An 18,343-nucleotide genomic window follows, 5' to 3' on the forward strand; every position below is an offset into this window, starting at 1 on the left:
GTCAATCGGGCATCGCGCCGAAGGCCCCGGACTGGTAGTCGCGGATCGCCTGCACGATCTCGTCGCGCGTCGTCATCACGAAGGGCCCGTGCGCGACCACCGGCTCGTCGATCGGCTCGCCGTGGCCGAACAGCAGCACCGCGTCCTCGCTCGCCTCGATCTGCAGCGCGTCGCCCTCGTCGCCGAGCTCGGCCAGCGTGAAGGCCGGCACCTCGCCGCCGCCGGCGCGGATCGCACCGCGCACCACGTAGAGGAACACCACCCGGCCGCCCAGCCCGTCGAAGCCGACCCGCCCGCCCGCGGACAGCGTCACGACGGACATGAACGCCCCGGTGAGCGAGTCGACCGGCCCGTCCCGGCCCTGCCAGCGGCCCGCGATCAGCTGCACGCGGCCGCGCCCGTCGGCGGTGGCGATCTCCGGAATCTGCTCGCGCTGCAGCCCGACGTAGCGCGGCTCGCTCATCTTCAGCCGCGACGGCAGGTTGACCCAGAGCTGCAGGATCTCGAGCGGCCCGCCGCGGCGCTTGAAGTCCTCGGGCGACAGCTCCGCATGGACCAAGCCCCGCCCGGCCGTCATCCACTGCACGCCGCCGGCGCGGATCACGCTCTCGTGGCCGCCGGTGTCGCGGTGCGCGAGCTCGCCGTCCAGGATGAAGGTGACGGTCTCGAAGCCGCGGTGCGGGTGCGGCCCGAAGGGCAGGCCGCGGTTGCCGGGGGGATAGACCTGCGGGCCGTGGCGGTTCAGGAACAGGAAGGGCCCCAGCAGCTCGAGCTGCGGCCCGGGCAGCGGGCGGCGCGTCTGCAGGTCGCCGATGTCGTCGCGCAATGCCGGGTGCAGCCGGCGCAAGGTTCTCTCGCTCATCTCGCTCCTTCGTGTCGCCGCGCCTGCGCGCGGCCCCATCCCCACTCTAGCGGCGCGGCGCCGGCCCTGCTCGTCGCGGCGCGGCACCCGGGCCGCGCCGGCACAGTCCCTTACATCTGCGTCGCGCGAATCGCCGCGACCCCGCTTTCCAGGCGCCAGGCTTCGTTCTAACGTGAAGGGCTATTCCGCGGGGCGCCCGCACGGCGCCCTTCCCTCACTGAAAGACAGGAGACACGGCATGGCGAGCAATCGAGGCGTGGTGTACATCGGTCCGGGCAAGGTGGAGGTGCAGGCGATCGACGCGCCGGGGATGGTCGACCCGCGCGGCCGCAAGATCGAGCACGGCGTGATCCTCAAGGTCGTCTCGACCAACATCTGCGGTTCGGACCAGCACATGGTGCGTGGCCGCACCACCGCCCCGGCGGGCCTCGTGCTCGGCCACGAGATCACCGGCGAGGTGATCGAGGCCGGCGCCGACGTCGAGACGCTCGCGGTCGGCGACCTGGTGTCGGTGCCCTTCAATGTCGCCTGCGGGCGCTGCCGCACCTGCAAGGAGCAGCACACCGGCGTGTGCCTGAACGTCAACCCCTCGCGCGCCGGCGGCGCCTACGGCTACGTCGACATGGGCGGCTGGATCGGCGGGCAGGCCGAGTACGTGATGGTCCCCTACGCCGACTTCAACCTGCTGAAGTTCCCGGACAAGGCGCAGGCGATGGAGAAGATCCGGGACCTGACCTGCCTGTCCGACATCCTGCCCACCGGCTACCACGGCGCCGTCACCGCGGGCGTCGGGCCCGGCAGCACCGTCTACATCGCCGGCGCCGGCCCGGTCGGCCTCGCCGCCGCGGCCTCGGCGCGGCTGCTCGGCGCCGCGGTCATGATCGTCGGCGACGTCAACCCGAAGCGGCTCGAGCACGCGCGCAAGGTCGGCTTCCACACCGCCGACCTGTCGCTCGACGCGAGCCTCGCCGAGCAGATCGCGCAGACGCTGGGCACGCCCGAGGTGGACTGCGCGGTCGACGCGGTGGGCTTCGAGGCGCGCGGCCACGGCCACGAGGGCGCGCAGCACGAGGCGCCGGCCACCGTGCTGAACTCGCTGATGGAGATCACCCGGGCGGCCGGCAGGATCGGCATCCCCGGCCTCTACGTGACCGAGGACCCGGGCGCGGTCGATGCCGCGGCCAAGCGCGGCAGCCTCAGCATCCGCTTCGGCCTCGGCTGGGCCAAGTCGCACAGCTTCTTCACCGGCCAGACCCCGGTGATGAAGTACAACCGCCAGCTGATGCAGGCGATCCTGTGGGACCGCATCAACGTCGCCGAGATCGTCGGCGTCGAGGTGATCCCGCTCGCCGACGCGGCGCAGGGCTACGCCGAGTTCGACGCCGGCGCGCCGCGCAAGTTCGTGCTCGACCCGCACGACCTGCTGCGCAAGGCGGCCTGAAGCCGCAGCGCGGCGCGGCGGGGCGATGACCGCATGCCGCGGCGGGCCTGCGCGCCGGCGCCTGCCGGCGCGCACCTCCATGGCCTAGACTGCCGCCCGCACCCGCCCCATCGACACGAGGCGCGGTGCGCGCGGCGCAGACGACTGCGACCGGCGCCTTGTCGATGCGGGGACGGCCCCGCACTGCCCTGGAGATGCGGCAATGCCCTGGCTGCTGCTCGTGCTCGCCGGCCTGCTCGAGATTGGTTGGGCGATCGGCCTGAAGTACACCGAAGGATTCACCCGCCCGCTGCCCACCGTCGCCACCGTCGCGGCGATGGTCGCCAGCGTGCTGCTGCTCGGCATCGCGATGCGCAGCCTGCCGGTCGGCACCGCCTACGCGGTGTGGGTCGGCATCGGCGCGGCCGGCACCGTGCTGCTCGGCATCGCGCTGTTCGGCGAGCCGGCCACTGCGGCGCGGCTCGCCTGCGTCGGGCTGATCCTCGCCGGCGTGGTCGGGCTCAAGCTCGTGACGCCGGCCTGACGCGGGCCGCGGCCGCCTCAGGTCAACCGGTAGACGTCGAGCAGCACGCGGCCCGCCTCCCTCGTGCCGCAGGCGATCGCCATCACCTTGTTCAGGTGCAGCCAGGCCTCGGCGCCGGTCGTGAAACGCATCAGCGTGCGGAAGAAATAGGCCTCGCGCGGCACCGCCTCGCCGCGTGCGAGTCGCGCCATCACCTCTGCCGGCCCGTGGCGCAGGCCCTCGCTCTGCACCTCGATCAGCGCGCCGTCGTCGGCGCGGATCACGTAGTGCGCCGCGATCTCGAGCACGCCGTCGCTGCGCTGGACCTGCCAGTCCACGCCGCCCTCGACGATGCGGCCGTTGAGCTCGGGCCCCTGCACGGTGCCGCCGCCGAGCGGCACGTAGCGCCGCTCGCCGTGCTTGGCCAGGCCGAGGGTGACGAGGGCACCCACCTCGCAGACGACGCGCGTCATCGGCACGAGCGCGGGCGGCGGGGGCAGGGAGAAGGTGTCGTTCTGCTGGGTCATGGCATCCACGGGCTGCGCGGCGGAGCAGCCGCCGCTACGATCCGTCCACATTAGTCCGACAAGGCAGGCGCCGGCGTCATCCCAGAGGATGACGCGCCGGTGCACAGGAGACAAGCATGGACACCTGGGCTTTGCAGTCGCCCGGAGAGCGCGCCACGCAAGGCAGCCTCGCGGGCGTGATCGACGCCGTCGGCCGCCCGGGCTTCGCCGCGCGGGCGCTCGGCCACCTCAACGGGGCGCTGGCCGCCGGCTCCTGGTCGGTCTACCGGCTTTGGCACGACCGACCGCCGGTGCTGCACCTATCGGCGAGCCACGGCGTTCCCGACACCACCTCGGACTGCTTCGCCGCCTACCGCGACCGCGGCCTGTACCGGCGCGACCACAGCTTCGACGCGGTGCGCGCGCTGCCGCGCCCGGGCCACGCGGTGATGCTGCGCATGAGCGCGAGCGAGGCGCCGAACGCCGACCATCGCGAGGCGATCTACCTGCGCCACGGCGTGCTCGAGCGGCTGTCGGTGGCGCGGCTCGAGGCGGACGGCTCGCTGCTCGCGGTGAACCTCTACCACCATGCGCACCAGGGCCGCTTCGGCGAGGGCGAGCTCGCGCACTTCGCCGAGCTCGCGCCGCTGCTGCTCGCCGGCGTCGCGCGCCACCTCGAATGGCAGTCGGGCGAGCCCCCGCCCGCGCCCGACCACCGCGCGGCGCTGCGCCGGCGCTGCCCGGCGCTGACAAGCCGCGAGCTCGACGTGCTCGAGCGGCTGCTGCGGGGCATGAGCTACGACGGCATCGCCGCGGACATGGGCCTGAGCGTGGCGACCGTGAAGACCTACCGCGGCCGCGCCTTCGAGCGGCTCGGCATCCATTTCAAGAGCGAGCTGTTCGCGAGCTTCGTCGCCACGCCGGCGGACGCTGTCCACCTCTCGGATGACAGCGGCGCCACGCCGCGGCGCAGACACTCGGCGCCATAACCATCCTTTCCGGAGACACCGACATGCTTCGCCGCACGCTGCTCGCCGCCACGCTGCTCGCCGCCCCGCTCCTCGCGCTGGCCCAGTCCTATCCCGACCGGCCCCTGAAGCTCACGGTGGGCTTTCCGCCCGGCACCGGCCCCGACATCGTCGCGCGCGTGCTCGGGCAGAAGATCGAGCAGCTCGCGAAGCAGTCGGTGGTGGTCGACAACCGCGCCGGCGCTGGCGGCCAGATCGCCGCGCAGACCGTGGCCAAGAGCCCGGCCGACGGCTACTCGCTGCTGCTCGGCGAGGTCGGCTCGATCAGCATCGCGCCGGCCGCCTACAGCCGCCTGCCCTACGACCCGGCCAAGGAGCTGGTGCCGGTGTCGGAGGTGGTGCGCTCGGACTTCGTGCTGGTCGTGCCCGCCACCTCGCCCGCGCGCGACGTGAAGGGCTTCGTCGAACACGCCCGCGCGCAGCGCGACCGGCTGAACTTCGCGACCTTCGGCGCCGGCACGCCCGGCCACTTCGGCGCCGAGGTGTTCGCCGAGCAGGCCGGCTTCAAGGTCGAGCCGGTGCACTACCGCGCCACCGGCGACGCGATCACCGCGCTGATCGCGGGCGACATGCACGGGGCCTTCGTCTCGACCGCGCTCGCCGTGCCGCAGCTCAAGAGCGGCAAGATGCGCGCGCTCGCGACCACCGCGCAGACGCGCTCGCCGCTGCTGCCCGACGTGCCGACCTTCGCCGAGGCCGGCTGGCCGAAGGTGGACTTCTCGGCCTGGTTCGGGGTGTTCGCGCCGGCCGGCACGCCGGCCGCGGCGCTCGACACGCTCAACCGCCACGTTGTCGCCGCGATGCAGTCGAGCGACGTGAAGCAGAAGCTCCAGGACGCCGGCTTCACGGTGCTCGGCAGCTCCCGCGCCGACGCCGAGCGGATGGTGAAGGCGGAGGCGCCGCGCTGGGCCGCGATCGTCAAGGCCAGCGGCTTCCGCGGCGACTGAAACCTCCCCGAGGGTGCGCCGCCTTCCGCGCGGCGCCGTGACACACTCGGGGGATGAACGCATCCCCCCTGCCCCGCCTGTCCGATGACGAGCTCGAACGGCTCGCCCTCGAGTCGGCGGCCCGTGCCCCCTGCCCCTCCTGCGCCGGCCTCGCCTGCCGCGGCTGGGAGGCGCTGCCGAGCAGCTTCGACGCCTCCCGGCTGCGGCCGCTCGGCACGCTGCAGGCCGAAGGCGACGACGAGCCGACGCTCGACGAATACCACCCCGCAGGCACCCGCTTCTGGTCGCCCGACGCACCGATCGCCCCCCGGCATTTCCCGTACAACCGCTGCGAAGTCTGGCAGTGCGTGCAATGCGCACGCGCCTTCCTGCGCTACACCGAGTACGGTGGCTACTACGTCGAGCCGCGCATCCGCGAGCTGGCGCCCGAACTGCTGGTCCGCGAGGCCCCGGGCGCCTGAGCAGCTGCCGTGCCGCAGGCGCACCACGCCGGTGCCCGGTGCGCGTCTTCACGGCAATATCGTGCGGAGATGCAGCAGCGGGTGTTTTTCCCCGCGGGACAAGGACTTGCCCTGCTTGCGCCCAAGTTGTCCACAAGCTTGCCCACCACTTCGGTGGATAACTCGGTCTGCGCGGGGATGACCGTCCCCCCCTGTCCGCGGGGAGCCGGCTCCCTGCTCGCGCAGCGCGCGCCGCTTCGCGTTCGGGAGGCACCGCAGGGGCGCGTCGATCCCCGGGGACGCGGGCGGGAGCTCCCGGTGGCCCCGCTCGCCTGGCACGATCCGGCCTTTCCCGGGTCCGCAGGCAGCGCCGCGCACCCACAATCGGGCGATTCCCGCGACGAGGAGAACGACGATGGAGACCCCGAAGGCCGGCGACGCCGCGCAGCGCCCGCTCGCCCGCTTCCCGCTGCCTGCGCTGCAGGACCTGCCCGCGGACATCCGCGAGCGCATCCTCGCGGTGCAGGAGAAGTCCGGCTTCGTGCCGAACGTGTTCCTGCTGCTCGCGCGCCGGCCCGACGAGTTCCGCGCCTTCTTCGCCTACCACCATGCGCTGATGGAGAAGGAAGGCGGGCTGACGAAGGCCGAGCGCGAGATGATCGTCGTTGCCACCTCCGCGGCCAACGGCTGCCTGTACTGCGTGGTCGCGCACGGCGCGATCCTGCGCATCCGCGCGAAGAACCCGCGCCTGGCCGACCAGCTCGCCACCAACCTCCGCCGCGCCGAGATCACGCCGCGCCAGCGCGCGATGCTCGACTTCGCGCTGAAGCTCGCGCAGCGCCCCGCCGAGGTGGACGAGGCCGAGCTCGCGGCCCTGCGCGCGCAGGGCTTCGGCGACGAGGAGATCTGGGACATCGGCGCGATCACCGCCTTCTTCGCGATGAGCAACCGGCTCGCGAACCTGACGGGCCTCGCGCCGAACGAGGAGTTCTACCTGCTCGGGCGGCTGCCGAAGGCCTGAGCCCGCCTCAGGGCTCGCTCGCAGGCAGGGCCTGCGTGGCGAGCGGGCCGGGCGCGGGTGCCTGCGCCAGCAGCCGCATCAGCGCGTCGATGTCCACGGGTTTGGTCAGGTGCGCGTCGAATCCCGCCTCGCGCGAGCGCCGCATGTCCTCCTGCTGGCCCCAGCCGGTCTGCGCGACGAGCCGCGCCGAGCGGCCCCAGTCGCTCGCGCGGATGCGCCGGGCGACCTCGTAGCCGTTGAGCCGGGGCATGCCGATGTCGACCAGCAGCATCGTCGGCCGCAGCCGCTCGGCCATCTGCAGCGCCTGCTGCCCGTCGTAGGCGACATGCACCTCGTGGCCGGAGAGCTGCAGCAGCAGCGCCATGCTCTCGGCGGAGTCGACGTTGTCGTCGGCCACCAGGATGCGGTGAGCCGATGCCGGCGCCGCCATTGCGCCCGGCTGCGCGGTCCGTGTTGCGGAAGGCGGCTCCGCGAGCGGCAGCCGCACGAGGAATTCGCTGCCCAGCTCGCTGCCCGCGCTGCGCGCCTCGACCGTGCCGCCGTGCATGCGCACCAGCCGCTCCACCAGCGTCAGGCCGATGCCCAGGCCGCTACGCGCGCGCTCGATCGAGCGGTCGACCTGGTAGAACAGCTCGAAGAGCCGCCCGATGCTCGCCAGCGGGATGCCGATGCCGTTGTCGCGCACGCTCACTTCCACGCAGGTGCCGTCGACGCGGGCCGACAGCACGATGCGCCCGCCCGCCGGGGTGTACTTCGCGGCGTTGTCCAGCAGGTTCTGGAACACCTGCACCAGCCGCACCGGGTCGCCCTCGAGCGGCAGCTCCTCCGCGGGCAGGTGGACCGTCAGCGCGTGCCGGTGGCTCTCGATCAGCGCCAGGCTGCCCTCGAGCGCGCCGTCGACGATCTCGCGCAACGTGACGCCCTGGCAGCGCAGCTCGAGCTTGCCGCGGGTGATGCGGCTGACGTCGAGCAGGTCGTCGATCAGCCGTGCGAGATGACTCACCTGCCGCTCGACGACCGCGCCGGTGCGCTGCAGCAGCGCCGGGTCGCCGGCCTCCATGCGCAGCAGCTGCGCCGCGTTGCGCAGCGGCCCGAGCGGGTTGCGCAACTCGTGCGCGAGCGTGGCGAGGAACTCGTCCTTGCGCCGGTCGGCCTCGGCGAGCTCCTCGGCGATGCGGCGCAGCGCCGCCTCCTGCGCCTTGCGGGCGGTGATGTCCTGCACGGTGCCGAAACCGGACAGGAACTGCCCCTCGGGGCCGAACTCGAGCTCGGCCCGCTCGCTGACCCATTTCACCTCGCTGCCGACGACGATGCGGTGCTCCACCTCGTAGGGCCCGCCGCTGGCGAGCGCCGCCTGCCAGTGCTCGTCGATCATCGCCCGGTCCTCCGGGTGCACGGCAGCCAGGAAACGCTCGTAATCGACCTCCGTGCCCAGGGGCAGGCCGAAGATGCGGTAGACCTCGGTGGTCCAGTAGAGCCGGCCGCTCGGCGCATAGAAGCGCCAGCTGCCGATGCTCGCCACCGCCTGGGCCCGCTCCAGGTCGTCGGCGGTCTCCCGCAGCGCCCGCTCGATGCGCTTGCGCCCGGTGATGTCGGCGCTGGTGCCGACGCACATCCGCCGGCTGCCGCTGCCGGGCTGCAGGAAGACCTTGGCCTCGACCGACAGCCAGCGCACGCCGCCGTCGGGCCGCAGCACCCGGTACTCGATGCCGCGCAGCTGTGCACCGGGCGCCATGCGCTCGACCGCGGCGACCTCGGCCTCGAGCCGGGGCGCATCGAGCGGGTGCACGCGGGCGAGCTGCTCTTGCAGGCTCACTGACGCGACGTCGAAGCCGAAATGCAGCCGCGCGCGCTCGTCCATGTGGAACTCGCCGGTCTCCAGGTCGCGCCACCAGGTGCCGAGCCGCCCGGCGTCGAGCGCGACGCGCAACTGCGCCTCGCGCCGTGCCAGCGCCCGCTCGGCGCCGGCCCGCTCCCACTCGAGCGCGACCCACTCGCACAGCGAGCGGATGAACCCGGCCTCGTCCTCGGCGAACGCGCCGCCATGGCGGCGACCGAGCGCGAAGGTGCCGGTCACGCGTCCTTCGGCGTCCTCGAGCGCATGGCAGGCCCAGCCCTGCAGCAGGCCCCCGGGACCGAGCAGGCCGAGCCCGGCCAGCGCCGCCTGCTGCGCGTCCACGAGCGCCTGCGCGCCGCGGGCGCTGCCGCTGTCCAGCCGCCGCAGTCCCCCGGCGAGCGCCGGCGGCACGCCGACGGCGGCCACCTGCTCGAGCCGTCCCGACGCCGGCTCGTGACGGTAGTGCAGGCAGAGATCGACGCCGAGCGGCTCGGCCAGCCGCTCGAGGATCCCGAGCGCACTCGCGGCCTCGTCGGGCGCGGCGCGCAGCAGGCGGCGGCCGACATCGAGCAGCAGCGCCTGCAGTCCGGCAGCGCGCGAAAGCCCCCGGCCCGGGCCCCCCTCCCCCTTGGCGATCGGCTCGGCCGGCTCACGGTGCTCAGCGATCATGCACTCTGTCCTGACGGTTAGAAATGTTTCCAGAAGAAAACTCTAACCTGCACGACGCATTCCCGCCATCGGGATGCTGCGCTGCAATCGTGGCGCCCTGCGCGGGGCCGCGGCGAAACGGCCTGCCGCCGGGTTCAGAAGGGCAGGCTCAGCCGCGCCGTCAGCCCCGCATGGCGGTAGCCGTCGGCGCTGGCGGACGAGGAGGCGGCGGCGTTGGTGGCCTGCAGCGCGACGCGCCAGCTCACGCGGCTCGTGTGCGGCGAGGCCAGTCCGACCGAGTAGCCCCAGAGCGGCTTCGAGCTGAGCTCGGTGCGCTGCCGCCCCGCGTCCGCCTCGGCCGAGAACACCACCGAGGGTCCGAGCCGCAGGCGCGAGGACAGCCCGAGCGAGGCCTCGTGCAGGCGATCGGGCGAGAAGTACTCGGGCCGGTAGGGATCGGAGTTCCAGTGGTTGCGGGTCTTGAGGTAGAGATGCAGGCCGCCGTCCCCGGCGAGCGCGCGGGTCCAGCGCGTGCGCAACTGCCGCCGGGTGTTGTCGTTCGAGAAGCGCGCCACGCCGGCCGCCACGCCGACCTCGAAGCGCGGGCCGAAGCGGTGCTCGCCGACGAGCGCGAGATGATCGAAAGTGATGCCGCGCTCGATGCTTCTGACCGCGCCGACGTGGCTGCGCTCCGCGCTCACGCCGAGCGCGCTGCCCTCCGATACCTGCCACAGGTAGTCGAGGGCCCCGACGCCATGCGTGCGGCCCTCGAGATCGAGGACGCCGGCGCTCGCGCGCAGCCGGGAGCGCTCGCCGCGCCGCTCGAGGACGCCCGCGAGCAGCCGCCCGTCGGCGCGCCAGCCCGGGGCCTCGTAGCGGAGGGCGCCGACGCGCAGGCCGAAGCCGCTGTCCGCGGCCCGCCACTCGAGCGCTTGCATGCGCTCGGAGAAGTCGTCCGAGTCGCGGGTGACGCGTAACTCGGCGTCGAGCGTCGCGTGCGCCGCGCCGCAGAGCCCGAGCAGCAGCGCGCCGGTGCGGAAGTGCCTGTTTCGCGTCATTTGGTGCCCCAGCGCTTGCGACGGTTGAGGATCTCCTCCATGTAGCCCACCACGCAGGCCGGCTGCAGCACGAGGCTGTAGAACAGCGCGTAGAAGACGAAGCCGACGCGGTTGCGCCGCACCTTGAGCCCCTGCTGCTCGAACATGCGCGACTGGACCCGGTACATCACTGCGTTGACCACCATCGCCAGCGGCAGCACCAGCAGCGTCATCGGCCCGGCGATCCAGTAGATGCCGAAGCAGGCGAGCAGCAGCCCCGGCAGGAATGCGAAGGTGTAGACGAGGTCGAGGTAGGGAAAGAACAGGTTCCACCAGATGAACATGGTCCGCATCTCGAGCCGGAACAGCAGCCGCCAGTGCGCCTTGAAGGCCTCGATCAGTCCGCGCGACCAGCGCTGGCGCTGGCGGATGAACTGGCGCCAGGTGTCCGGCGCATTGGTGAACAGGCAGGCGTTCTCGGCATAGCCGACGCGGTGGCCCTGCTCGAGGATCCTCCAGGTCAGCACGATGTCCTCGCCGACCGTCTCCGGCCAGCCACCGAGTCGGCGCAACAGCTCGGTCTCGTACAGCGAGAAGGCGCCCTGCGCGACGAGCGTGCCGTGGTAGAGGCTCTGCACGCGCTTGATCGCCGCGATGCCGTGGAAGTAGTCCCACTCCTGCGCGCGCGTCAGCAGCTTGCTGCGCGAGTTGCGCACCAGCACCGCACCGGCCACCGCCTTGGTCGAGCCGGGGTCGCTCAGGTAGCGGCCCACAAGGTTGCGCAGCGCGTTGCGGTAGAGGCAGGAGTCGCCGTCGACGGTGAGCGTGAGGCGAAAGCGCGCCCGCTCGAGGCCTAGGTTGAGCGCGCGCGCCTTGCCGCCGTTGCGCTCGAGGTTCAGCACCTCCAGCCACGGGTAGTCCAGCGCCGCGAGCCGCGCGGCGGTGGCGTCGGTGGAGCCGTCGTTGATCACGACGACCTGCAGCGCGCCCGGGTAGTTCTGCCGCGCGATGCTCTCCACCGTGGAGGCGATGCTGTCCTGCTCGTTGTAGGCGGCCACGAGGATCGTGAGGCCCGGCAGCGACTGGGCCGTCGATCTCAGGCCCGGGCGGCGGTCGAGCGCGAGGCTGACGATCAGGAAGGCGTTCATGAAGCCCGGCATCACCGCGATGCCGAAGATCACGATGTGAGCGAGCACCGGTCCCGTGACGCCCGACAGCTCCTCGATCCAGAGCCGGGCGCCGAGCAGCGCGAAGGCGGCCCACAGCAGGCCGGCCGTCGTGGCGATGCCGAACTTCCAGCGCACGGGGAGATAGAGGCCGGAGCGCTGCTCGCCGATCACTCCCGGCGGTGCAGCAGGCGCCTGCGCGACGAAGGGCTGCACATTCCGGCCCACGAACTCGCTCAAGCGTCGCACTTGTGTCCACCCGTACGGAAGTTGTACCAGTGGAAACAGTGTAAGAACTTGAAATGAGAAACGGGCGGCAGCACCCCCCGCGGATGCGGGCGTCTCGCGACCCCCATCCGGGGGGCACGGGTACGCGAATGTGACGCCCTGCCCGCGAAGCGGGCCGGGTCCTTGCCCGGACGGGCAGGGAGGACGGCGCCGCCGGGCTCAGCGCGAGACGGCGCTGACGCGGATGCCGCGGATCTGGCCGGCCTCGCGCGACACGGGCGGGCGCGGATGGCGCGCCGGGTCGAAGCGGTGCAGCAGCTCGGCCTCGCGGGCACGGGCCAGCGCCACGTTGGCGATCTTCACGTGACCGAAGCCGCGCATCGACAGCGGCAGCGCCGCGATCTCGGTTGCGAGCGCGAGCCGCGCGACATCGAGCTCCGGCAGCAGCGACTCGATGCGCTGCACGTAGCGCTCGACCAGCTCGCGCTCCATGCGCCGCTCGGCGGTGCGCCCGAACCGGTCGAGGGCGGTGCCGCGCAGCATGCGGCCCTTCGCGAGCAGGCGCATCGCCGGCAGCATCCAGGCTCCCAGGCGCAGCTTGCGCGGCGCGGCGCCGTCCTTCGCGCGCGACAGCAGCGGCGGCGCCATGTAGAACTCGAGCGCGAAGTCGCCGTCGAACTGCTGCTTCAATCTCTCGGCGAAGCGGCCGTCGGTGTAGAGCCGCGCGACCTCGTACTCGTCCTTGTAGGCCATCAGCTTCAGCAGGCTGCGCGCCACCGCGCGGCTGAAGGGCAGTGCCGGGTCGGCGCCGAGCGAGGCCTCGCGCCGCCGCGCCGCATCGACCACCGCGGCGTAGCGCGCCGCATAGGCCGCGTCCTGGTAGGCGGTGAGGAACTCCGTGCCGCGCGCGACGAGCGCGTCGAGCGAGTCGTCCGCCCCGGTCGTCGCGCCGCCCTCGTGCTCGGCGAGCAGCCTCGCGATCGTCGCCGGCTCCGCGGCGGCGAGCCGCCCGATGGCGAAGGCGAGCTTGTTGTCGTCGACCGCGACGCCGTTGAGCTCGATCGCGCGCAGCATCGCCGCGAGGCTCAGCGGCACCAGCCCATGCTGCCAGGCGCAGCCGAGCGCCACGATGTTCGAGACGATCGAGTCGCCGAGGAAGCCCTCGCCGAGCGCCTGCGCGTCGAGCGTCGCGACGCGCTCCGCGCCGGCCGCGAAGCGCAGCTTCTCGAGCAGCTGCGGCACCTTCAGGCTCGCGTCCGGGTTGCGCAGCGACTCGGCCACCGGCACCTGGTGCGTGTTGGCCAGCACCCGCGTGCGCCCGTGCCGCACCGTCTGCAGCGCGTCCGGCGAGGCGCCGACGACGAGGTCGCAGGCGAGCAGCACGTCGGCCTGCTGCGTGTCGATGCGCACCTGGTTCAGCCGAGCCGGGATGTCGGCCAGGCGCACGTGGCTGAGCACTGCGCCGCCCTTCTGCGCGAAGCCCATGAAGTCCAGCACGCTCGCGGACTTGCCCTCCAGGTGCGCGGCCATCGCGACGAGCGCGCCGACCGTGACCACGCCGGTGCCGCCGACGCCGGTGACGAGCAGGTCGTAGGGGCCGCTCCAGTGGTGCAGCGCCGGTGCGGGCAGGGCGTCGACACGGCGCATGAAGTCCCCGGCTCCGCCCGCGAGCGCGCCGGCCTGCTTGCGCGGCTTGCCGCCGACGACGCCGACGAAGCTCGGGCAGAAGCCCTTGGCGCAGGAGTAGTCCTTGTTGCAGCTGCTCTGGTCGATCTTCCTCTTGCGCCCGAGCGGCGTCTCGAGCGGCTGCACCGCGACGCAGTTGGACTGCACGGTGCAGTCGCCGCAGCCTTCGCAGACCGCCTCGTTGATGAAGAGCCGCCGCGCCGGGTCCGCCATCTCGCCCTTCTTGCGGCGACGCCGTTTTTCAGCAGCACAGGTCTGCTCGTAGATCAGCACGGTCACGCCCGGCATCTCGCGCAGGCGGCGCTGCACCGCGTCGAGCGCGTCGCGGTCGTGGAACTCGGTGCCGGCGGGAAAGCGGTTCCTGATCGCGTCGTACTTGGCGATGTCGTCGCTCAGCACCACCACCTGCTTCACCCCCTCGGCCTCGACCTGGCGCGCGATCGCGTCCACCGTGATGATGCCGTCGACCGGCTGGCCGCCCGTCATCGCCACCGCGTCGTTGAAGAGGATCTTGTAGGTGAGCGTCGCCTTCGCGGCCACGGCCTGGCGGATCGCGAGGTAGCCCGAGTGGTAGTAGGTGCCGTCGCCGAGGTTCTGGAACACGTGCGGCACGTTGGTGAACATCGCGTGCGAGACCCAGTCCACGCCCTCGCCGCCCATCTGGATCAGGCCCTCGGTGTCGCGGTTCATCCAGCTCGCCATGAAGTGGCAGCCGATGCCCGCCTGCGCGTGCGAGCCCTCGGGCACCTTGGTGCTGGTGTTGTGCGGGCAGCCGGCGCAGAAGTAGGGCAGGCGCTTCACCGCGTCGGCGGCATTGCTCAGCAGCTCCGGCGGCGTGAAATCGCGCACCAGGTGGCGCCGGTCGAGGTCGGGGAAGTGATTCGCCAGCCAGTCGGCGACGAGCGCGATCAGCCGCGAGGGCCGCAGCTCGCCGAGCTCGCTCACGAGCGGCACGCCTGCCGCGTCGCGCTTGCCGACGATCGCGGGACGCTCGGCGGCGTTGTAGAACAGGTCGCGCATCTGCTGCTCGACCACCGGCCCCTTCTCCTCGATGACGAGGATTTCCTTCAGGCCGCGCGCGAACTCGGCCATGCGCGTCGGCTCCAGGGGATAGGTCAGCCCGAGCTTGTAGATGCGCACGCCGTGCCGCGCCAGCGTCTCCGGCGAGACGTCCAGGCGCCGCAGCACCTCCATGAAGTCGAGGTGGGCCTTGCCGGCGGTGACGATGCCGATCGTCGCCTGCGGGCTCTCGACCACGTGCCGGTCGATGCTGTTGACGCGCGCAAAAGCGCGCACCGCCTCGAGCTTGGCGTGCAGCCGCTCCTCGATCTTCAGCGAGGGCAGGTCCGGCCAGCGGTAGTGCAGGCCGTCGGGCGGCGGCTCGTAGCCAGTGATGCGGCGCACGGTGTCGGCGTCTGCCCAGGCCGCGACGCGCGCGTTGACGAGGTCGAGGTCGACCGTCGAGCCGCTCTCGACCACCTCGGACAGCGCGGTGAAGCCGACCCAGTTGCCCGAGAAGCGCGACAGCGCCCAGCCGTAGAGCCCGAACTCCAGGTACTCGGCGACGCTCGCCGGCGAGACGACCGGCGCGTGCCACGATTGAAACGCCTGGTCGCTCTGGTGCGGCATCGACGAGGACACGCAGCCGTGGTCGTCGCCCGCGACCATCAGCACGCCGCCGTGCGGCGAGGCGCCATAGGCGTTGCCGTGCTTGAGCGCGTCGCCGGCGCGGTCCACGCCGGGGCCCTTGCCGTACCACATCGCGAACACGCCCTGCGTGGTGCGTTCCGGGTCGGCCTCGACGCGCTGCGTGCCGAGCACCGCGGTCGCACCCAGCTCCTCGTTGATCGCGGGCAGGAAGCGGATGCCTGACTCGTCCAGCTTCTTGCCGGCCTTCCACAGCGCCTGGTCGACCATGCCGAGCGGCGAGCCGCGGTAGCCGCTGATGAAGCCGCGGGTGTCGAGGCCCGCGGCCGCGTCGCGCTGGCGCTGCATCACGAGCAGTCGCACCAGCGCCTGCGTGCCGGTCAGGAAGACCTGGCCGTCGCGGGCCCACAGGCTGTCGGAGAGGCGGTAGTCCGGGCGGACCACCGGGGAGGAAGTGCTTGTCTCTTGCATGGCGCGCTCCTGGTCGGGCTGCTCTGGTATGCGGGAAATCGTACGCCTGCAGTGCGAGAATGTGCTTCTTCTTTTCTCCACATCAAACAGTCCAACAGAAAACTGTTCTAGCAAACAGGAGACAACGCGAATGGAATCGCTCGATCGACACGATGTCGCGCTGCTCAACGAGCTCCAGCGCGACGCCCGCCAGACCGTGCAGCAGCTCGCCGAGCGCGTCGGGCTCTCGGGCACGCCCTGCTGGAAGCGGGTCAAGGAGATGGAGGCGGCGGGCGTGATCCGCGGCTACACCGCGCTGGTCGACCGCGAGAAGGTGGGGCTGCAGTTGTGCGTGATCGCGGAACTGAACCTGACGCGCCACAGCGGCGACGACGTCGGGCGCTTCGAGCAGGCGGTGATGGACGCGCCGCAGATCGTCAGCTGCTGGGCCACCACCGGCCAGGCCGACTACGTGATCAAGGTGCTGGTGCCCGACATCAAGGGCTACGAGCAGTTCCTGCACGAGACCGCCTTCCGGCTGCCGGGCGTGACGCACGTGCGCTCGAGCGTGGTGCTCAAGGAGGTCAAGGCCGAGGTGCGGCTGCCGATCGAGGCGGCGGCGGACCCGGCGGAGGGCCGGGGGCGGCGGCGCTGAGGCGGCCGCCCCGGCGGGGGCAGGCCGGGGACGGGCGCGCCCGGGCGGCTCAGCGCATGAAGCGCCGCACGCCCTTGCGGCCGCTCGCCGCGCGGTAGAGCAGCGCCCCGCCGGCGAGCATCGAGAGCAGGCGGCCGAACATCGAGCGGCGGCGCCCCGCCGAGCGCAACAGCGTCAGCCCGAGCCCGGCGGTGCCGAGGTGCTCCCCGGCAAAGCCGCGGCGGCTGCGGTCGTACCGCCTGAGCGAGTGAAACAGCGACCAGATCATCGTGCGTCCTTTCGAAGGTTTGCCATCGTGTACGGCGCAACGCAGGGCCCGCCGCTTTCGCTAGGGACGCGGCAATCCGGGTGCCCGCCGGCGGGCGCGGCGCGCGGCCGCCGGCGCGGCCCGCTACTCGCCCTCGTCGAGCGCCGGGCAGTCCCAGCCGAGCAGCTCGGCCAGGCGCCGCACCACCCAGGTGGCCTCCGCCGGCGACACGCCGGAGTCGGGCGAGCGCAGCCCCTGGTGGTAGCGCCACAGCAGGTCGGGCTCGGAGCCCTGCACGTGGAAGGTGCGGTTCATCACGTGATCCACGAGGTGGTTCGCGAGGTCCTCGCAGACCTCGTAGCGCTGCCGCACCAGCGCCAGCGGCTCGGTCAGCCGCTGCCGCGCGTCGGTGTAGAGCGCGAAGAACGAGGGCGGGATGTGGATCTGGTAGTCGTCGGACATGGCGGGGCGCGGAGGCGAAGCCGCGCATCGTAGCCCGCGGGGGGGCCGGGCGCAGGCCGGGCGGCGAAATCCGCGCGCGGCCCAGGCGCGCGCGCCTCTTGAACTCGCTCGCGCCGGCCACTATCTCGGGTCTGAGGGCCCGAGCGCCGCCCGGTGCAAGGCGGGGTGGCGGAGGGCCCGGAATCGAACCAGGAGGAACAGCCATGTACGGATCCCTGCTGAACTTTCCGGACAGCGTGTTCGGCGACCTCGAGCGCCTGCGCCGCGAATTCGACGACTTCTTCGGCCAGGCCGGCCTGCCGGCGAGCATCCGCTCGGTGGCACCGGGCACCTTCCCCGCGCTCAACATCGGCAACACCCCGTCGAGCGTCGAGATCTACGCCTTCGCGCCGGGGCTCGACCCGTCGAAGATCGACGTCACGGTCGACCGCGGCGTGCTGACGATCGCCGGCGAGCGGCCCTCGGTGCTGCCGAACGACAAGGACGGCCAGGACGGCAAGGTCAATGTCTACAGCCGCGAGCGCAGCGGCGGCAGCTTCCGGCGCGCGGTGAGCCTGCCCGAGGACCTCGACACGGCGCAGGTGCAGGCGAGCTACCGCGACGGCGTGCTGCGGGTGAGCATCCCGCGCCGCGCCTCGGCCCAGCCGCGCCGCATCGCGATCCAGTGAAGTCCACGGACGACGCAAAGGAGGACGACATCATGAACGACAGGCAACAGGTCCAGACCACCCCGCAGGACGGCCGCCGCCAGGAGCTGCAGGCCAAGGGCTCGCAGCCGGCCCAGGCCCAGACGCAGGACAGCCAGCGCGCGCTGCTGCCGCGCGTCGACGTGCTGGAGGACGAGACCGGCATCACGCTGCTGGCCGACCTGCCGGGCGTGCCCCGGGATGCGCTGGAGTTGCGCGTCGAGGGCGACACGCTGACGATCGAGGGCACGATCGCGCCGCTGACGCCCGGGCAGCTCGAGCCGGTCTATGCCGAGGTGCGCGTGCCGCGCTACCGCCGCGCCTTCACGCTCAGCCGCGAGCTCGACGCCGAGCGCATCGACGCGCAGCTGAGGGACGGCGTGCTGAGCCTGCGCATCCCGAAGCAGGAGCACGCGCAGCCGCGCCGCATCCAGGTGCAGCTCGGCTGAGGCCGCGAGACCCGCGCGGACCGTCGCGGTCCGCCGGCCTTGCCTGCCGCGGGGCGGGTCCTGTTCGGCGGGCCCCGCCCCGCGGCGCTTTCGCTTTCAGTCCGCCAGCCGCAGCAGCGCCTCGTCGCGCCAGTAGGCCACCGCGGCGAACCAGCCTTCCCAGACGCAGCCGTTGCAGCCCCGGCCACAGCAGCCCACCGGATCGGGCGGCGGCGGCCGCAGCTCCACGCCCTGCTCGAGCGCGCGCTGCTGCAGCCGGCTGAAGAGGGCGTGGGCGGAGGCGCGGTCGGTGAGGGGCAGGTCCATGGGGGGCGAGACGGCGGCAGGCAGGGACCGGGAGCATAGGGCCGCGGGCGGGCGCCCGCCGCGCCCGGGGGTTTGTGCGCCGCCCGGGAGGC

General features: G+C 72.5%; 18 protein-coding genes. 9 read left to right on the forward strand and 9 right to left on the reverse strand.

Going from position 1 to position 18,343, the window contains the following annotated elements; all coding sequences use genetic code 11:
• Window position 1: 1 nt before the first annotated feature.
• Window positions 2–862 (reverse strand): pirin family protein, encoded by an 861-nt coding sequence (locus tag D3A59_RS13030; protein WP_119155368.1) that lies wholly within the window; start codon window positions 860–862, stop codon window positions 2–4.
• 238 nt (window positions 863–1,100) lie between these two features.
• Between D3A59_RS13030 and fdhA the strand changes: the two genes are divergently transcribed.
• Complete coding sequence (fdhA, locus tag D3A59_RS13035) at window positions 1,101–2,303, forward strand: formaldehyde dehydrogenase, glutathione-independent (RefSeq protein ID WP_119155369.1); 1,203 nt, start codon at window positions 1,101–1,103, stop codon at window positions 2,301–2,303.
• A gap of 202 nt (window positions 2,304–2,505) precedes the next feature.
• The gene (gene sugE, locus D3A59_RS13040) at window positions 2,506–2,826 is read left to right on the forward strand and encodes a quaternary ammonium compound efflux SMR transporter SugE (RefSeq protein WP_119155370.1); all 321 of its coding nucleotides are present in this window, start codon (window positions 2,506–2,508) and stop codon (window positions 2,824–2,826) included.
• Window positions 2,827–2,843: 17 nt separating this feature from the next.
• Here the strand turns inward: sugE and D3A59_RS13045 are convergent, their stop codons facing one another.
• Window positions 2,844–3,332, reverse strand: coding sequence for a DUF3237 domain-containing protein (locus D3A59_RS13045; protein ID WP_119155371.1), 489 nt, complete (start codon window positions 3,330–3,332; stop codon window positions 2,844–2,846).
• A gap of 116 nt (window positions 3,333–3,448) precedes the next feature.
• On the opposite strand from D3A59_RS13045, the gene D3A59_RS13050 reads away from it, so the two are divergent.
• The 4 genes from D3A59_RS13050 to D3A59_RS13065 all read left to right on the forward strand — a co-directional run bounded on the left by D3A59_RS13050 (window position 3,449) and on the right by D3A59_RS13065 (window position 6,747).
• Complete coding sequence (locus tag D3A59_RS13050; protein ID WP_119155372.1) at window positions 3,449–4,300, forward strand: helix-turn-helix transcriptional regulator; 852 nt, start codon at window positions 3,449–3,451, stop codon at window positions 4,298–4,300.
• Between the two features lie 23 nt (window positions 4,301–4,323).
• Complete coding sequence (locus tag D3A59_RS13055) at window positions 4,324–5,286, forward strand: Bug family tripartite tricarboxylate transporter substrate binding protein (protein ID WP_119155373.1); 963 nt, start codon at window positions 4,324–4,326, stop codon at window positions 5,284–5,286.
• Window positions 5,287–5,339: 53 nt separating this feature from the next.
• Entirely contained in the window at window positions 5,340–5,747 is a 408-nt protein-coding gene (locus tag D3A59_RS13060) for a hypothetical protein (RefSeq protein ID WP_119155374.1), read from the forward strand.
• A gap of 394 nt (window positions 5,748–6,141) precedes the next feature.
• Window positions 6,142–6,747, forward strand: coding sequence for a peroxidase-related enzyme (locus tag D3A59_RS13065; protein WP_119155375.1), 606 nt, complete (start codon window positions 6,142–6,144; stop codon window positions 6,745–6,747).
• Between the two features lie 7 nt (window positions 6,748–6,754).
• Here the strand turns inward: D3A59_RS13065 and D3A59_RS13070 are convergent, their stop codons facing one another.
• The 4 genes from D3A59_RS13070 to D3A59_RS13085 form a co-directional block, all read right to left on the reverse strand.
• Window positions 6,755–9,253, reverse strand: a complete 2,499-nt coding sequence (locus tag D3A59_RS13070) for a hybrid sensor histidine kinase/response regulator (RefSeq protein ID WP_119155376.1) — start codon at window positions 9,251–9,253, stop codon at window positions 6,755–6,757.
• Window positions 9,254–9,387: 134 nt separating this feature from the next.
• A complete protein-coding gene (locus D3A59_RS13075) occupies window positions 9,388–10,290 on the reverse strand; it encodes a hypothetical protein (RefSeq protein ID WP_119155377.1) in 903 nt (300 codons plus the stop codon).
• Complete coding sequence (locus D3A59_RS13080) at window positions 10,287–11,675, reverse strand: glycosyltransferase family 2 protein (protein WP_205665192.1); 1,389 nt, start codon at window positions 11,673–11,675, stop codon at window positions 10,287–10,289. The genes D3A59_RS13075 and D3A59_RS13080 overlap by 4 nt, the downstream gene beginning before the upstream one ends.
• A 207-nt stretch (window positions 11,676–11,882) precedes the next feature.
• The gene (locus D3A59_RS13085) at window positions 11,883–15,467 is read right to left on the reverse strand and encodes an indolepyruvate ferredoxin oxidoreductase family protein (protein WP_119155378.1); all 3,585 of its coding nucleotides are present in this window, start codon (window positions 15,465–15,467) and stop codon (window positions 11,883–11,885) included.
• A gap of 130 nt (window positions 15,468–15,597) precedes the next feature.
• Here D3A59_RS13085 and D3A59_RS13090 point away from each other — a divergent pair, with 130 nt between their 5' ends.
• Entirely contained in the window at window positions 15,598–16,101 is a 504-nt protein-coding gene (locus D3A59_RS13090) for an Lrp/AsnC family transcriptional regulator (protein ID WP_119155379.1), read from the forward strand.
• Between the two features lie 49 nt (window positions 16,102–16,150).
• On the opposite strand, the gene D3A59_RS13095 is transcribed toward D3A59_RS13090, so the two are convergent.
• Window positions 16,151–16,369, reverse strand: a complete 219-nt coding sequence (locus D3A59_RS13095) for a hypothetical protein (protein WP_119155380.1) — start codon at window positions 16,367–16,369, stop codon at window positions 16,151–16,153.
• Window positions 16,370–16,492: 123 nt separating this feature from the next.
• Entirely contained in the window at window positions 16,493–16,810 is a 318-nt protein-coding gene (locus D3A59_RS13100) for a hypothetical protein (protein ID WP_119155381.1), read from the reverse strand.
• Window positions 16,811–17,013: 203 nt separating this feature from the next.
• Here D3A59_RS13100 and D3A59_RS13105 point away from each other — a divergent pair, with 203 nt between their 5' ends.
• Both D3A59_RS13105 and D3A59_RS13110 read left to right on the forward strand, forming a co-directional pair.
• Window positions 17,014–17,478, forward strand: a complete 465-nt coding sequence (locus D3A59_RS13105) for an Hsp20/alpha crystallin family protein (RefSeq protein ID WP_119155382.1) — start codon at window positions 17,014–17,016, stop codon at window positions 17,476–17,478.
• A 32-nt stretch (window positions 17,479–17,510) separates the two neighbouring features.
• Window positions 17,511–17,945, forward strand: coding sequence for an Hsp20/alpha crystallin family protein (locus D3A59_RS13110; protein ID WP_119155399.1), 435 nt, complete (start codon window positions 17,511–17,513; stop codon window positions 17,943–17,945).
• Window positions 17,946–18,041: 96 nt separating this feature from the next.
• Here the strand turns inward: D3A59_RS13110 and D3A59_RS13115 are convergent, their stop codons facing one another.
• Window positions 18,042–18,251, reverse strand: a complete 210-nt coding sequence (locus D3A59_RS13115) for an oxidoreductase-like domain-containing protein (RefSeq protein WP_119155383.1) — start codon at window positions 18,249–18,251, stop codon at window positions 18,042–18,044.
• Window positions 18,252–18,343 lie beyond the last annotated feature (92 nt).

It is taken from the genome of Caldimonas tepidiphila (assembly GCF_003569765.1).
GTDB classification, from domain to species: Bacteria; Pseudomonadota; Gammaproteobacteria; order Burkholderiales; family Burkholderiaceae_C; genus Caldimonas; species Caldimonas tepidiphila.

Excerpts from the sequence above, each read along its gene's own strand:
- D3A59_RS13030 (WP_119155368.1), bottom strand. The coding sequence starts at position 862 with ATGAGCGAGAGAACCTTGCGCCGGCTGCACCCGGCATTGCGCGACGAC.
- fdhA (WP_119155369.1), top strand. The coding sequence starts at position 1,101 with ATGGCGAGCAATCGAGGCGTGGTGTACATCGGTCCGGGCAAGGTGGAG.
- sugE (WP_119155370.1), top strand. The coding sequence starts at position 2,506 with ATGCCCTGGCTGCTGCTCGTGCTCGCCGGCCTGCTCGAGATTGGTTGG.
- D3A59_RS13045 (WP_119155371.1), bottom strand. The coding sequence starts at position 3,332 with ATGACCCAGCAGAACGACACCTTCTCCCTGCCCCCGCCGCCCGCGCTC.
- D3A59_RS13050 (WP_119155372.1), top strand. The coding sequence starts at position 3,449 with ATGGACACCTGGGCTTTGCAGTCGCCCGGAGAGCGCGCCACGCAAGGC.
- D3A59_RS13055 (WP_119155373.1), top strand. The coding sequence starts at position 4,324 with ATGCTTCGCCGCACGCTGCTCGCCGCCACGCTGCTCGCCGCCCCGCTC.
- D3A59_RS13060 (WP_119155374.1), top strand. The coding sequence starts at position 5,340 with ATGAACGCATCCCCCCTGCCCCGCCTGTCCGATGACGAGCTCGAACGG.
- D3A59_RS13065 (WP_119155375.1), top strand. The coding sequence starts at position 6,142 with ATGGAGACCCCGAAGGCCGGCGACGCCGCGCAGCGCCCGCTCGCCCGC.
- D3A59_RS13070 (WP_119155376.1), bottom strand. The coding sequence starts at position 9,253 with ATGATCGCTGAGCACCGTGAGCCGGCCGAGCCGATCGCCAAGGGGGAG.
- D3A59_RS13075 (WP_119155377.1), bottom strand. The coding sequence starts at position 10,290 with ATGACGCGAAACAGGCACTTCCGCACCGGCGCGCTGCTGCTCGGGCTC.
- D3A59_RS13085 (WP_119155378.1), bottom strand. The coding sequence starts at position 15,467 with ATGCAAGAGACAAGCACTTCCTCCCCGGTGGTCCGCCCGGACTACCGC.
- D3A59_RS13090 (WP_119155379.1), top strand. The coding sequence starts at position 15,598 with ATGGAATCGCTCGATCGACACGATGTCGCGCTGCTCAACGAGCTCCAG.
- D3A59_RS13095 (WP_119155380.1), bottom strand. The coding sequence starts at position 16,369 with ATGATCTGGTCGCTGTTTCACTCGCTCAGGCGGTACGACCGCAGCCGC.
- D3A59_RS13100 (WP_119155381.1), bottom strand. The coding sequence starts at position 16,810 with ATGTCCGACGACTACCAGATCCACATCCCGCCCTCGTTCTTCGCGCTC.
- D3A59_RS13105 (WP_119155382.1), top strand. The coding sequence starts at position 17,014 with ATGTACGGATCCCTGCTGAACTTTCCGGACAGCGTGTTCGGCGACCTC.
- D3A59_RS13110 (WP_119155399.1), top strand. The coding sequence starts at position 17,511 with ATGAACGACAGGCAACAGGTCCAGACCACCCCGCAGGACGGCCGCCGC.
- D3A59_RS13115 (WP_119155383.1), bottom strand. The coding sequence starts at position 18,251 with ATGGACCTGCCCCTCACCGACCGCGCCTCCGCCCACGCCCTCTTCAGC.